Annotated in this window: 8 protein-coding genes; 6 read left to right on the forward strand and 2 right to left on the reverse strand. The window is 67.3% G+C overall.

Annotated elements, in window-relative coordinates; genetic code table 11:
- The first annotated feature begins 14 nt into the window (after nt 1-14).
- The 4 genes from HMPREF9710_RS08715 (at nt 15) to HMPREF9710_RS26510 (ending at nt 6,311) form a co-directional block, all read left to right on the forward strand.
- Complete coding sequence (locus HMPREF9710_RS08715) at nt 15-1,040, forward strand: alpha/beta fold hydrolase (RefSeq protein WP_005665641.1); 1,026 nt, start codon at nt 15-17, stop codon at nt 1,038-1,040.
- Nucleotides 1,041-1,116: 76 nt separating this feature from the next.
- Complete coding sequence (locus HMPREF9710_RS08720) at nt 1,117-2,991, forward strand: glucokinase (RefSeq protein ID WP_005665642.1); 1,875 nt, start codon at nt 1,117-1,119, stop codon at nt 2,989-2,991.
- 83 nt (nt 2,992-3,074) lie between these two features.
- Nucleotides 3,075-4,190: a glycerophosphodiester phosphodiesterase gene (locus HMPREF9710_RS08725; RefSeq protein ID WP_005665643.1), complete on the forward strand. Its 1,116-nt coding sequence runs from the start codon at nt 3,075-3,077 to the stop codon at nt 4,188-4,190.
- Nucleotides 4,191-4,463: 273 nt separating this feature from the next.
- Nucleotides 4,464-6,311, forward strand: a complete 1,848-nt coding sequence (locus tag HMPREF9710_RS26510) for a sensor domain-containing diguanylate cyclase (RefSeq protein ID WP_267871913.1) — start codon at nt 4,464-4,466, stop codon at nt 6,309-6,311.
- A gap of 2 nt (nt 6,312-6,313) precedes the next feature.
- On the opposite strand, the gene HMPREF9710_RS08735 is transcribed toward HMPREF9710_RS26510, so the two are convergent.
- Entirely contained in the window at nt 6,314-9,031 is a 2,718-nt protein-coding gene (locus HMPREF9710_RS08735) for an alpha-1,6-glucosidase domain-containing protein (RefSeq protein WP_005665645.1), read from the reverse strand.
- A gap of 113 nt (nt 9,032-9,144) precedes the next feature.
- A complete protein-coding gene (locus HMPREF9710_RS08740) occupies nt 9,145-10,725 on the reverse strand; it encodes a POT-type proton-dependent oligopeptide transporter (RefSeq protein WP_005665646.1) in 1,581 nt (526 codons plus the stop codon).
- Nucleotides 10,726-10,982: 257 nt separating this feature from the next.
- Between HMPREF9710_RS08740 and HMPREF9710_RS08745 the strand changes: the two genes are divergently transcribed.
- Together HMPREF9710_RS08745 and HMPREF9710_RS08750 are read left to right on the forward strand one after the other, a co-directional pair.
- On the forward strand, nt 10,983-12,623 hold the full coding sequence (locus HMPREF9710_RS08745; protein WP_005665647.1) for an alpha-amylase family glycosyl hydrolase: 1,641 nt from the start codon (nt 10,983-10,985) through the stop codon (nt 12,621-12,623).
- Complete coding sequence (locus HMPREF9710_RS08750) at nt 12,623-14,473, forward strand: glucokinase (RefSeq protein WP_005665648.1); 1,851 nt, start codon at nt 12,623-12,625, stop codon at nt 14,471-14,473. Before HMPREF9710_RS08745 ends, HMPREF9710_RS08750 begins: the two co-directional genes overlap by 1 nt.

Genomic DNA, 14,473 nt, shown 5'->3' on the forward strand with positions numbered 1-14,473 from the left:
TTGCACAGATTGCCATGCCAGTCTTTACACGTATCGCCCGTGCCGTCGCGGGAGCGGGTCTCGCCCTCGCGCTGCTGCCGGCCCAGGCCTTCGCCCAAGCCGCGTCCGAGCCGGTCTACGGTCCCGAGCTGGAAGAGTTCACCTATCCCGAACCGACGCAGCAATACCGCTTCAAGTCCCAGGGCGTCGATCTCCAGATGACCTATATGGACGTCAGGCCGGTCAAGCCGAACGGCCGCACCGTGGTGCTCATGCACGGCAAGAACTTCTGCGGCGCGACCTGGGACGGCACCACCAAGGCCCTGACCCAGGCCGGCTACCGCGTCGTGGTGCCCGACCAGGTCGGCTTCTGCAAGTCGACCAAGCCGCAGCATTACCAGTACACCTTCCAGCAGCTGGCCGACAACACCCGCAAGCTGCTCGAATCGATCGGCGTGAAGAAGGCGATCGTCATCGGCCACTCGACCGGCGGCATGCTGGCCACGCGCTATGCGCTGATGTATCCGGAGCTGACCGACCAGCTGGTGATGATCAACCCGATCGGCCTGGAAGACTGGAAGAACCTCGGCGTGCCGTCGCTGGGCGTGGACAAGTGGTACGAGCGCGAGCTGAAGACCTCGGCCGAGCGCGTGCGCGAATACGAGCGCACCACCTACTACAACGGCCAGTGGAAGCCGGAGTACGAGGTGTGGGTGCAGATGCTGGTCGGTATGTACCGCGGCAAGGGCAAGGAGATCGTGGCCTGGAATTCGGCGCTGATCTACGACATGATCTATACGCAGCCGGTGGTCTACGAGTTCCCGCTCATCAAGGTGCCGACCTTCCTGTTGATGGGCCTGAAGGACACCACCGCGATCGGCAAGGACGCGGCGCCGGCCGCGATCCGTCCGAAGCTCGGGAACTACACGGTGCTGGCGCAGAAGACGAAGGAGGCGATTCCCGGCGCGAAGCTGGTGACTTTCCCGGAGATGGGGCATGCGCCGCAGATGCAGGATCCGGTGAAGTTCCACAAGGCGCTGGTCGACGGACTGGTGCGCTGATTGTCGTTGGGCCGGCGCTGCGGGAGCCGGCGCCGGCCCCATTCTCTTGCAATTCGTTCAATGGTATCCTTGCACGATGACCGTTGACCCAGACACCAAACTGAAACCCGCGCGCGCGGCCTTCGCCGACGGTCCGCGCCTGCTGGCCGACATCGGCGCCACCCATGCGCGCTTCGGTCTCGAGACCGCGCCCGGGGTCCTCTCCCAGGTGAGCGTGCTGCGCTGCGACGACTACGACGGCATCGTCCCGCTGCTGAACGCCTACCTGGCCGAGCATCCGAACCAGCGCATCAGCCACGCGGCTTTCGCGCTGGCCAATCCGATCAGCGGCGATTTCATCCGCATGACCAACCGCGACTGGCAGTTCTCGACCGACGAGGTGCGCCGCGCGCTGGGCCTGTCGACGCTCCTGATCGTGAACGACTTCACGGCGCTGGCGATGGCGCTGCCCGGCTTCCAGCCGAAAGACCTGCTGCAGGTCGGCGGCGGGCAGGCGCAGACGCACGCGGTGTCGGGCGTGCTCGGTCCCGGCACCGGCCTGGGCGTGTCGGGCGTGATCCCGACCATCGACGGCTTCGTGACCCTGGGCAGCGAGGGCGGCCACGTCAACTTCGCGCCGAGCGACGAGCGCGAATTCGCGATCCTGCAGTATGCCTGGCGCGAATGGAAGCACGTCTCGAACGAGCGCCTGATTTCCGGTCCCGGCATCGAACTGATCTACCGCGCGCTGGCGCAAAGAAACGGTGTGGAAGCTCCGGCGCGCAGCACCGCCGAGATCATGGGCGGCGCGCTGGACGCCGGCGACGCCCTGTGCCTGGAGGTGCTGGAAACCTTCGCTGGCATGCTGGGCAGCGCCGCCGCCAACCTGGCGGTGACGCTGGGCGCCTTCGGCGGCATCTTCATCGGCGGCGGCATCGTGCCGCGCATGGGCGAATGGTTCGCCACGTCGCCGTTCCGCGCCCGCTTCGAGGCCAAGGGCCGCTTCACCGACTACATCGCCCAGATCCCGACCTTCGTCATCATGACGCCGAACCCGGCCCTGTACGGCGTCTCGGCGATCCTGTCGGAACACCTGCGCGGGCGCAGCGGCGCCAACACGCTGATGGACCGCGTGCAGCAGCTGCGCCACGAACTGTCGCCGGCCGAGCAGCGCGTGGCCAGCCTGGTGGTCGACCATCCGCGCAAGGTGCTGTCCGAACCGATCGCCGAGATCGCGCGCCTGGCCGACGTGAGCCAGCCGACCGTGATCCGCTTCTGCCGCTCGCTGGGCTTCCAGGGCCTGGCCGAATTCAAGCTCAAGTTCGCCGGCAGCCTGACCGGCACCATCCCGGTGCGCCACAGCCAGGTGCGCGTCACCGACAGCACCCATGACCTGTCGGCGAAGGTGATCGACAACACGGTGTCGGCGATCCTGAAGTTCCGCGACGCGCTCGACGTGCATGCGATCGACCGCGCGATCGAACTGCTGCGGCGCGCGCGCCGGGTCGAGTTCTACGCGATGGGCAATTCGCGCGCGGTGGCGCTGGACGGCCAGCACAAGTTCTTCCGCTTCCGCATCCCGGCCGCGCTGTACGGCGACTCGCACCTGCTCAACCTGGCCGCCGGCCTGCTGGGGCCGGGCGACGTGGTGATCGCGATCTCCACCGGCGGCCAGCTGCCCGACCTGCTGGAGGCGGTCGACACGGCGCGCGCGCAAGGCGCCGACGTCATCGCCATCACCAGCAGCAAGTCGCCGCTGGCGAAGAAGGCCAGCGTGTGCCTGGCGGTCGACCACAGCGAGGACAGCACCACCTTCCTGTCGATGATCTCGCGCATCCTGCAGTTGCTGCTGATCGACATCATGTCGGTCGGGATCTCGCTGGGCGCGCAGGGGGAGGGCAGCCAGGGCAGCCAGGGCAGCCAGAACGACATCGAGCAGCGCCGGCTCCTGATCTCGCACCTCGATATCTGACCGGCGGCGTCATGCCACGCTGTCATGCCACTGTCACGGCGCGCCGCGACAAAGCGGACAAGTCCGGCAACCGGAGACAGCCCATGCGGCACCCGCCATCCTCGCGCATCCTCGGCTGCGCATTCGTCGCGCTGCTGGCCAGCGGCTGCGCCAGCCACGACCTGAAGAACCCCGGCCAGTCCTGGCCCCCTTCGCCCAGCGTCATCGCCCACCGCGGCGCCTCGGCCCTGCGGCCCGAGCACACGCTGGCCGCCTACCGCAAGGCGATCGAGGACGGCGCCGACAGCGTCGAGCCCGACCTGGTCGCCACCCGCGACGGCGTGCTGGTGGCGCGTCACGAGAACGAGATCTCGGGCACCACCAACGTCGCCGAGCTGGCGCGGTTCGCCGCACGCAAGACCAGCAAGACCATCGACGGCGTAACGGTGAGCGGCTGGTTCACCGAAGACTTCACGCTCGCCGAACTGAAACAGCTGCGCGCACGCGAGCGCATTCCCGCCAACCGGCCCGCCAACACGAGGTACGATGACCAGCATGCGATCCCGACCCTGCAGGAGATCATCGACCTGGTCGACGGCGAGAGCCGCGCGCGCAACAAGACCATCGGCCTGGTCCCGGAGCTGAAGCACCCGAGCTACTTCAAGTCGGTCGGCCTGCCGCTCGAGCGCCGCTTGGTGGACGTGCTGGCGGCGAACGGCTACCGCGGCCGGGATGCGGCCGTGTTCATCCAGTCTTTCGAAACCGGCAACCTGAAGGAACTGCGCGCGATGGCCGGCTACCGCCTGGTGCAGCTGGTGGCCGCTGACGGCGCCCCGCACGATGCGGTCGCCGCCGGCAGCGGCCTGACCTATGCCGACATGATCACGCCGGACGGACTGCGCGCCATCGCGCGCTATGCCGACGTGGTGGCGCCGTACAAGACCATCGTGATTCCGCGCGACGCGGGCGGCGCACTGGGCACGCCGACCCGCTTCGTCCGGGAGGCGCGCGGCGCCGGGCTGGCGGTTCATGTGTGGACCATGCGGCCCGAGAACCCGTTTTTGCCAAGTGATTTTCGCGCGGCGCCCGTCGCCTCGCCCAGCCGGCGCGGCGATGCGGCGGGCGAGATCCGCGCCTACCTCGAAGCGGGTGTGGACGCGATATTTACTGACGATCCGGCAAGCGGCCGCCGTGCTGTTGATTCTGCAAGGAAACACTAATTTCCTCCATTCATTTTTCCAGGAAAGCTGTCGTATTGACGAACGATCCGCCCGTGCGTAAAAGCGTCTACGCCACGCAACGCTGTCCGCGGAAACAGTAGTTTCCGCCAGGAACCCAATGTAAGATTCGGCCGTGGACGCCCTCATCCCCGGCGTCTCCGCATCGTCCCGGCCTCGACCCGCCGCCCCCGAACCGGTATTTGGAAGAGCACCATCATCGTCACCTACGCCAACAACGAACAGGCCCGCCTTGCCGCGCTGGCCGAGCTTGAAATCCTCGACACGCCTCCCGAGACCCGCTTCGACCGCTACACGCGGCTCGCCGCGATGACCTTCGGCGTGCCGATCGCGCTCGTCTCGCTGATCGACGCCGACCGGCAGTGGTTCAAGTCGCGCACCGGTCTTGAACCGCAGGAGACGCCGCGCTCGATCTCGTTCTGCAGCCACACCGTGCAGGCGCGCGACATGCTGGTGGTGGAGGATGCCGCACGAGATCCGCGCTTCGCCGACAACGTCCTGGTGACGGGCGAACCGCATATCCGTTTCTATGCCGGGCAGCCGGTCTACAGCGACGGCCAGGCGGTCGGCACGCTGTGCATCATCGACCGCGCGCCGCGCGTCTTCAGCATCGAGGAGCGCCAGGTGCTGAAGGACCTGGCCGGACTGGTCGAAGTCGAACTGAATCACATGAAGGCGGTGATGGCGCGCATGCTCGCCGAGCAGGCGCTCAAGTCGCTCAACACCGAACTCGAAGCCCGCATCGCCGCCCGCACCGCCGAGCTGGAAGAGCGGATGGCCGAGTCCATGCGCATCCGCCTGCAGCTGGAAGAGAAACAGGAACTGCTGGACGCGGTGCTGGAATCGATCGACGTCGGGGTGGTGGCCTGCGACGCCATCGGCAACCTGACGCTGTTCAACCGCAGCGCGCGCGACTTCCACGGCCGCGACCTGAAGGCGGTGGCGCCGAGCGAATGGTCGCAGTACTACTCGCTGCACCACGCCGACGGCCGCACGCCGATGGAGATGGACGAGGTGCCGCTGGTGCGCGCGCTCAAGGGCGAGGTGGTGCGCGACGGCGCGATGGTGATCGCGCCGCACGGCCGCTCGCCCTGCACCCTGATGGCCAGCGGCCGGCCGCTGCGCAATGCCCAGGGCAAGACCCTGGGCGCGGTGGTGGCGATGAAGGATGTCACCGAGCTGAAGGCGTCGAGGGACCGGCTGGTCGAGAGCGAGGAACGGCTGCGCACGATCACCGACAACCTGCCGGTGCTGATCGCCCATCTCGACCAGGACCACCGCTATGTGTTCGCCAACGCGGTGCACCAGTCCTGGCTGGGCAAGGCGCCCGAGCAGGTGGTCGGGCAGACCATGGTCGAAGCCTTCGGCGAAGAATACTGGTTGCAGCAGCAGGAAGCGCTGAAGGATGCCTGGGAAGGCAAGGCCTCGCAGTGTGAGCACGACATCGTGCGCAAGAAGCACATCCGCATCGTGCACTCGACTTTCCTGCCGCACCTGCGCGACGGCAAGGTGGTCGGCGTCTACATCCTCACCACCGACGCCACCGCGGCGCGCATGCACGAGCGTAACCTGCATGCGCTGGCGCATACCGATGCGCTGACCGGCATCCCGAACCGGCGCCAGTTCGAGCTGGCGCTGCAGGCGGCGGTGCAGCGCGCGCCGCAGCGCGAGCGCGCCTTCGCCCTGCTGTACCTGGACATCGACCACTTCAAGCGCATCAACGACAGCCACGGCCACGCGGTGGGCGACATGGTGCTGGTGGAGTTCGCGCGCCGCGTGCGCAATGTGGTGCGCAGCTCCGACCTGGTGGCGCGCCTGGCCGGCGACGAATTCACGGTGCTGCTCGACGAAGTCGGCTCGCCGCGCGACGTCGAGCTGGTGGCCAAGAAGATCATGCAGGCGATGGAAGCGCCGTTCGTGGTCGGCAGCCATGCGATTCCCGTGGGCGTCACCATCGGCGTCGGCCTGGCCGACGCGCCCGGCGTCACGGCGCAGGCGATCAGCGAGCTGGCCGACGGCGCGTTGTACGAGGCCAAGGGCATGGGCCGCAACACCTTCGCCATCGCCCGGCTGGCCGACACGCTGGCGCTCGCCGCCGCCTGACCCTACTCCACGAACACCACGGCCGTGCGCGCCGGCACCGTGAAGGTCCCGCGGGCGCTGTCGAAGCGCGCCTCGCGCGCGCGCTGGTCCGCCGCGCCGCTTGCGGCATGCACCGGATGCAGGCGCAGCTTCTTGCCGCGCAGGAGCGCGGCGTCGATGGTGTGCGCCTTCTTGTCCACGTTCACCAGGTAGCCCAGGCCGGCGAAGTTCGCGCCGGGATAGCCCTGGCCGTCGATCCAGGCCGCCAGCACGGTCGGCACCTGCTGCGGGCCGGTGTTGAAGAAACGCAGGCGGGCATTGATGTCCTCCGCGCTGCGCAGGCGCAGCAGCGTGGAGCTGGCGCGGATTTGCAGCAGGTCGCGGAAGGCGTCGCGCGCGAACGCGATGTCGCCAGGGGCCGGCTTCAGGGCCGCATTGGCCAGCAGCGGCTTGAACAGCGGCCAGTCCTTCGCGTTGTCGGCGGCGGGCGGCAGGCCGGTGCCGAAGAAGTTGTCCCGGTAGGTCCAGTCGAGACGGTTGAACCAGTCGCCCGAATTGAAGCTGTTGCGGTCCAGGGATTTCGAGCGCAGCACGTCGATGCCGGCGTGGTAATAGGCCACGCCCTGGCTGAAGGCGTTGATCGCCATGCCCAGCGCCTGCACCCGCGCGCGCTCGGCAGCGCTGGTCGCCACCGGCAGCTTGAGCGCGTTGATGTCGTACAGGGTCTGGTTGTCGTGGTTCTCGACGTAGTTCACCGCCTCGGAAGGCTGGCTCGCATAGCCGGCCGGCTGGTTGCCGCCGTAGACGATGTCCTGCAGCTGGCGCACCTTGCCGTCGAAGGTCTGCATCGGGAAACTCCGCACCGAGCCGGCCAGGCCGACGCGGATCAGGTCGGCCGCGCGCAGCAGGGCATCGGGCCTGGCGTCGCCGCCCAGTGCATTCGGGTCGTACGCCAGGCCGTTGATATAGCCCTGCTGGCGGACGACGATCTCGCCCGAGTCGCCCGGTGAGCCGCCGCGCACGGCGTCGCGCGCGCGATCGCTGAAGGTGCCGATGCCGGTGCCGTTCAGCGACAGCTGCGAGGCCTGCACGAAGCGCGCGCCGTCGGCAACCTCGCCGAAGTTCCAGCCTTCGCCGATCAGCTGCACGTGGCGGCCGGCGGCCTCGTTCACCTCTTTCTGCAGCCGTTCCATCGCCGCGCGCGGCTGGTGGCCCATCAGGTCGAAGCGGTAGGAATCGATCTTGTAGTGGCGGGTCCAGAGCACCGACGAGTCGATCATCAGCTTGGCCATCATCGTGTTCTCGGTGGCCGTGTTGAAGCAGCAGGTCGAGGTCTCGATGGCGCCTCGCGCATCCAGGCGGTGGTAGTAGCCCGGCACCACGCGGTCGAGGATCGATTTTTCTTCCTGGCCGGCGATGAAGGTGTGGTTGTAGACCACGTCCGTGCCGACCCGCAGGCCGGCATTGTGCAGGTTCATCATCATCTCGCGGAACTCGACGATGCGGCGCGCGCCATCCTGCGGGTCGCTGGCGTAGCTGCCCTCGACCGCGTTGAAGTGCTGCGGGTCGTAGCCCCAGTTGAAGCAGTCGGTATGCGCGGTCTTGCCGATCAATGCCTGCTGGCTTTCGCCGTCCGGCGCGCCGGACGGTTGCGGCATCGCGCAGCCGATCTCCGGGATGCTGCCGATGTCGTACACCGGCAGCAGGTGCACGTCGGTCAGGCCGGCTTGCGCCAGCGCGCGCAGGTGCTTCATGCCGTTCGAGTTCGTCTCGGAAAAGGCGGTGTACTTGCCGCGCTTGGACTCCGGCACGGTCTCGTCGATCAGCGAGAAGTCGCGCACGTGCAGCTCGTAGATGACCATGTCGGTCGGGGCCTGCACCGTGGCCGGCGGACGGGTGTCGTCCCAGCCGCGCGGCTTGAGGTGCGGCGCATCGAGGTTCGCGATGTAGCTGCGCTTCGAATCCGCGTTCAGGCTGACCGAATACGGATCGGTGACCAGGTTGCGCACCAGGCCGGCGCCGGGCACGACGACGTCGACCGCGTATTTGTAATACGTGCCCGACAGGTCGCGCGGCAGGCTGGTCGCCCAGGCGCCGGTCTTCTCGTCGAGCTGCATCGCGTGCACGGCGCTCGCCTTGGCCGCCGGGCCGTCATAGGTGCAGACCGCCACCTGGCGCGCGGTCGGCGCCCACAGCTTGAAGCCGGTCTTGTTCGCGGTTGGCGTGGCGCCGAGGTCGGGGATGGCTTCGGCGGCGGCGTACAGGTCGTCGAGCGCCCCGGCCGACTGGATGCGGGTGGCGGCGACCACCATGCCGCGCGCGTCTTCCTGCACCAGCACCAGCTGTTCGCGGTGCAAGGCGGGCAGGCGCGACAGGTCGCCGTCCGCCACGCGCAGGGTCGGACCGGTGGCGACCCATTTGAAACGCTCGCTTGCGGCTTGCGGGACGGCGGTGGGCGAGATGTCGAGCTTGATCGAACCGGCGGCGCCGGCGACCTTGCCGCCGGCCTTGGCATTGATCGATGCGGCAGGGGAGTGGTACAGGCGGAAGCGCCCATCGAGCGGGGCGCCGGGCCAGCGCACCAGGCGCTTGTCGAGCCAGACGGCGCGCGCGTCGAGCTGTTCGCCATTGGCTTGCAGGACTTCCTGGAAGCCGGCGCTGTTGCAGGTATCGAGAGGCACGGCCGCATAGGCGGTCGTGGAGAGTGAGGCCGCGACGAGGGCGAGATGAAGTTTGCTCATGTAGGGTGGACGGGTCCCCCGTCCACGCGTTCAAGCGACCGGAGCACACCGCCAGGATAGACAGGTTTGAGGGAGATTGGACGCGTGGACGGCAGAGCCGTCCACCCCACGATTTACGCGGCGTTGCCGCGATAATGGTCGACCATCTTGTAGCGCGTCGCATACCAGCCGAACACCAGCGCCGACAGCAGCGCGAAGCCGGCGAAGAAATACATCTGCGCCGCCATCACGCCCATGCCGGTGCCTTCGATATAGCCCACCACCGACTCGTTCTTGACGCTCGCGTTCACGATCAGCACCCACAGGTTGCCGACCGTGACGGCCAGGTACCACAGGGCCATGATCACACCCTTCATCGAGGCCGGGGCCTGGCTGTAGGCGAATTCGAGGCCGGTCGCCGAGACCAGCACCTCGCCCAGGGTCAGCAGCGCATACGGCGCGATCTGCCAGGCGATCGAGACCGGATCGCCGGCGTCGAGCGCCACCTGCAGGTTGCCGACCACGATCCAGGCGGCGGCCGACAGCACGATGCCGGCGGTCATGCGGCGCAGCGGCGACGGTTCGATGCCGAGTTTACGCAGCAGGGGGAACAGGAGCAGGTTGTTCACCGGGATCAGGATCATCACCAGCAGCGGATTCAGGGCCTGCATCTGGGCCGGGATGACGTCGAAGGTCCAGCCGAGGAAGCTGACCTGCGTCGTCATTTCATTGGCCTGCACGATCCAGGTCGAGGCCTTCTGGTCGAACAGCGACCAGAACGGCGTCACCAGCGCGAACACGATCAGGATGCGCAGCACGGCGCGTACGCCGTCCACGGCCTCTTGCGGATGGATGCCGCGCGCGCGATCCAGCTGCATCGAGGCGCCGATGCCGCCGAAGGCCATCAGCAGCACCAGCGCGGTGCAGGCGCCGATCACGAAGCCCCACTGCACCGACATCGCCAGCGAGACCACGGCGCCCGCGGCGCCGATCAGGGCCACGTTCAGGCCCGGACGGCCCTGGCCAGGTTCCTTGGCCAGCAGGGCGGTCTTGGCCACCTGCATGAAGGAGTGCGGATTCGGCGGCGCCGGCGGCACGTGCACGTATTTCTTCTTGCCGCTCCAGAACACCATGGTGGCGATGAACATCAGGATGCCGGGCACGCCGAAGGCCCAGGCCGGACCGTAGTCGCGCAGCAGCACCGGCATCAGCAGCGAAGCGAAGAACGAGCCGAAGTTGATGATCCAGTAGAAGGCGTCGAACACGATCTTCGCCTTGTCCTTGTTGGTCTGGTCGAACTGGTCGCCGACGAAGGAGGCCACCAGCGGCTTGATGCCGCCCGAGCCGAGCGCGATCAGGAACAGGCCGAAATAGAAGCCGTTGACGTTGTCTTCGAAGATGGCCAGGCAGGCATGGCCCGCGCAATACACGAGGCTGAGCCAGAACACCGTGTTGTACTTGCCGAAGTAGCGGTCGGCCAGCCAGCCGCCCAGCAGCGGGAAGAAGTACACGCCGATCACGAAGGTGTGGAACACGTGCTTGGCTTCGCCGGTGCGCATGTCTTCCGGCAGGAACATCAGGAGCGTCGTGATCAGGAAGGGCGTCAGGATGTTGCGCATCCCATAAAAGCTGAAGCGCTCGCAGCCTTCGTTGGCAATGATGTAGGGAATCTGCCGCGGCATTCGCCCGGAACCTGGTTTTGCTAGATCAGTCATCGACCGCTTCCTTGAAATGTCAAACAGACGCGATGCTATGACGAGGGCGGTTCACTTTGCAATAAAAATATTGTTGTGAAACAAACGAGAAACATATCGACGTAGTTTAGTTACGCACGCAACGCTGCTGGAAACGTTTTCGAAACGCCAAGGTATTGAATCGTAAGGATAAATTATGGATTTCTAGAAAACTTCCGGAATTGTCAAGTTTTGTTGCGTCCTGTATATTGCCTAGAATTCCAAACCACGGACCAGCCATGACCCAGATCCCGACCACGACGAATCCGAACTGGTGGCGCGACGCCATCATCTACCAGGTTTATCCGCGCAGCTACCTCGACACGAACGGCGACGGCATCGGCGACCTGGCCGGCATCACCGAGAAGCTCGACTACATCGCGAGCCTGGGCGTGGACATCGTCTGGCTGTCGCCGTTCTTCAAGTCGCCGATGCGCGACTTCGGCTACGACATCGCCGATTACTGCGACGTCGACCCGATGTTCGGCACCCTGGCCGACTTCGACCGCCTGGTCGCCAAGGCGCATGGCCTGGGCCTGAAGATCATGATCGACCAGGTGATGTCGCACACCGCCGACTCCCACCCCTGGTTCGTCGAAAGCCGTTCCAACCGCGACAACCCGAAATCGGACTGGTACGTCTGGGCCGATCCGCTCCCGGACGGCAACCCGCCGAACAACTGGCTGTCGGTGTTCGGCGGCTCGGCCTGGCAATGGGATACCCGCCGCAAGCAGTACTACATGCACAACTTCCTGGTGAGCCAGCCGCAGCTGAACTTCCACAATCCCGAGGTGCAGAAAGCCCACCTGGCGGCCCAGCGCTTCTGGCTCGAGCGCGGCGTCGACGGCGTGCGCCTGGACGCCTGCGTGTTCCACTTCCACGACCGCCAGTTGCGCAGCAATCCGCCGGCGCTGGTGCGCGACACCTCGACCGTGACCGACGTGAACCCGTACGGCATGCAGGCCCACATCTACGACAAGACCCAGCCCGAGAACATCGCCTTCCTGGAGCAACTGCGCGCCCAGCTGGATGAATTCGGCGCGGTCTCGATCGGCGAGATCAGCTCGGACGACGCGCTGGCCCAGATGAACGAGTACATGGCGGGCGGGAACAAGCTGCACATGGCCTACAGCTTCAACTTCCTGACGCCGGTGTTCACCGCTGCCCACATCCGCGCGCAAGTGGAAGACTTCGAGCGCCGCGTCGAGGAAGGCTGGGCTTCCTGGTCGGTCGGCAACCATGACGCGATCCGCGTGATGACGCGCTGGGGCGGCCCGCACGCCACCGCCGGCTTTGCCAAGATGGTGCTGGCGATGCAGCTCTCGCTCAAGGGCACCCCCTGCCTGTACCAGGGCGACGAGCTGGCGCTGCACGAAGCCGACGTGCCGTTCGAACTGCTGCAGGACCCGTACGGCATCACCTTCTGGCCCGAGTTCAAGGGCCGCGACGGCTGCCGCACCCCGATGCCGTGGCAGGCCGCCGCGCCGCACGCCGGCTTCACCACGGGCAAGCCGTGGCTGCCGGTCGAGCCCTCGCACGCCGCCGCCGCGGTCGACCTGCAGGACAAGGACCCCGATTCGATGCTGAACTTCCAGCGCCGCTTCATCGCCCTGCGCCGCACCATGCCGCAGCTGACGCGCGGCGAGATCGCCTTCATCGACGCGCCGGAGCCGGTGCTGGCCCTGCGCCGCGACCTGGAGGGCGAGCGCAGCGTGCTGGCGGCGTTCAACCTGTCGAACGCGGAAGTCACGTTCGACTGGCCGGCCACCGAAGCCACCGACCGCCTCGCGGTCGACGGCCTGGCCGGCGACGCCCGGGGCGGCCGCGTGACCCTGCCGCCGTTCGGCGCCTGGTTCGGCCTGGAACGCGCGGAGGGCTGATGACTATCCAGCAGGAGCCGGAAAAGTTCGCGCGCACGGCGTTCGCCGACGGCCCGCGCCTGCTGGCCGACATCGGCGCAACTCACGCGCGCTTCGCGCTGCAGACCGCGCCGGGAGTGTTTCGCTCGGTCCAGGTGCTGCGCTGCGACGACTTCGAGGGCATCGTCCCGCTGCTGCGCCATTACCTGGCAGACCATGAGGACGTGCGGCTGAACCACGGCGCATTCGCGGTCGCCAACCCGATCAACGGCGACTACGTGCGCATGACCAACCGCGCCTGGGAGTTCTCCACCGACGCGGTGCGGCGCGAGCTGGGCCTGTCGACCCTGTTGATCGTCAACGACTTCACCGCGCTGGCCACCGCGCTGCCGGGCTTCGCCAAGGAAGACCTGATGCAGGTGGGGCCGGGCACGCCCGTGCCGGGCGCCGTCATCGGCGTGCTGGGGCCCGGCACGGGCCTGGGCGTGTCGGGCGGGATCCCGACCGCGGACGGCTTCGTCACGCTGGGCAGCGAGGGCGGCCACGTCAACTTCGCGCCGGCCGACGAGCGCGAGTTCGCCATCCTGCAATACGCCTGGCGCGAATGGCCGCACGTGTCGAACGAGCGCCTGATCTCGGGGCCGGGCATGGAAGTCATCTACCGCGCGCTGGCCGACCGCAACGGCGTCAGGGCCGAAGAGCGCAGCGCGGCCGCCATCGTGGCCGGCGCGCTCGAGGCCGACGACCCGCTGTGCCTGGAGACGCTGGAGTGCTTCTGCGGCATGCTGGGCGGCGCCGCCGCCAACCTGGCGGTGACCCTGGGCGCCTTCGGCGGCATCTTCATCGGCGGCGGCATCGTGCCGCGCCTCGGCGAATGGTTCGCGCGCTCGCCGTTTCGCACGCGGTTCGAGGCCAAGGGACGCTTTTCCGACTACCTGGCGGATATCCCGACCTATGTGATCACCACGCCGAACCCCGCCTTCCACGGCGTGGCGACCATCCTGGCCGAGCACCTGCGCGGGCGCAGCGGCGCCAACACGCTGATGGAACGCATCGGGCAGCTGCGCGAAGAGCTGTCGCCGGCCGAGGCGCGGGTGGCGACGCTCGTGCTCGAGCATCCGCGCACGGTGCTGAACGAACCGATCGCCGAGATCGCGCGCCTGGCCGACGTGAGCCAGCCGACCGTGATCCGCTTCTGCCGCTCGCTGGGCTTCCAGGGCCTGGCCGAATTCAAGCTCAAGTTCGCGAGCAGCCTGACCGGCGCGATCCCCGTGCGCCACAGCCAGGTGCGCATGAGCGACAGCACCCACGATCTGTCGGCCAAGGTGATCGACAACACGGTCTCCGCCATCCTGCGCTTCCGCGACCAACTCGACGTGCGCTCGCTCGACCGCGCGATCGAACTCGTGAGCCGCGCGCGGCGCGTCGAGTTCTATGCGCTCGGCAATTCGCGCGCGGTGGCGCTGGATGGCCAGCACAAATTCTTCCGTTTCAAGATCCCGACCGCGCTGTATGGCGACGCCCACCTGTTCACGCTGGCCGCGGGCTTGCTGGGGCCGGGCGACGTGGTGATCGCGGTCTCGAATTCGGGCGGCTTGCCGGAGCTGCTGCAGGCGGTGGACATCGCGCGCGCCGCCGGCGCCGACGTGATCGCCATCAGCAACAGCCAGTCGCCGCTGGCGCGCAAGGCCAGCGTATGCCTGGCGGTCGATCACAGCGAGGACAGCACCAGCTTCCTGTCGATGATCTCGCGCATCCTGCAGTTGCTGCTGATCGACATCATGGCGGTGGGGATCTCGGTCGATGGCCAGCATGGGCAGGGCGCCGGCCAGGATCCGCGCCGCTTGCTCATCTCTCACCTGGACAGCTGA

The sequence above is a fragment of the Massilia timonae CCUG 45783 genome (genome assembly GCF_000315425.1).
GTDB lineage: Bacteria > Pseudomonadota > Gammaproteobacteria > Burkholderiales > Burkholderiaceae_D > Telluria > Telluria timonae.

What these genes read in the sequence shown, in the direction of transcription:
- HMPREF9710_RS08715 (WP_005665641.1), top strand. Translation starts at nt 15, where the DNA reads ATGCCAGTCTTTACACGTATCGCCCGTGCCGTCGCGGGAGCGGGTCTC.
- HMPREF9710_RS08720 (WP_005665642.1), top strand. Translation starts at nt 1,117, where the DNA reads ATGACCGTTGACCCAGACACCAAACTGAAACCCGCGCGCGCGGCCTTC.
- HMPREF9710_RS08725 (WP_005665643.1), top strand. Translation starts at nt 3,075, where the DNA reads ATGCGGCACCCGCCATCCTCGCGCATCCTCGGCTGCGCATTCGTCGCG.
- HMPREF9710_RS08735 (WP_005665645.1), bottom strand. Translation starts at nt 9,031, where the DNA reads ATGAGCAAACTTCATCTCGCCCTCGTCGCGGCCTCACTCTCCACGACC.
- HMPREF9710_RS08740 (WP_005665646.1), bottom strand. Translation starts at nt 10,725, where the DNA reads ATGACTGATCTAGCAAAACCAGGTTCCGGGCGAATGCCGCGGCAGATT.
- HMPREF9710_RS08745 (WP_005665647.1), top strand. Translation starts at nt 10,983, where the DNA reads ATGACCCAGATCCCGACCACGACGAATCCGAACTGGTGGCGCGACGCC.
- HMPREF9710_RS08750 (WP_005665648.1), top strand. Translation starts at nt 12,623, where the DNA reads ATGACTATCCAGCAGGAGCCGGAAAAGTTCGCGCGCACGGCGTTCGCC.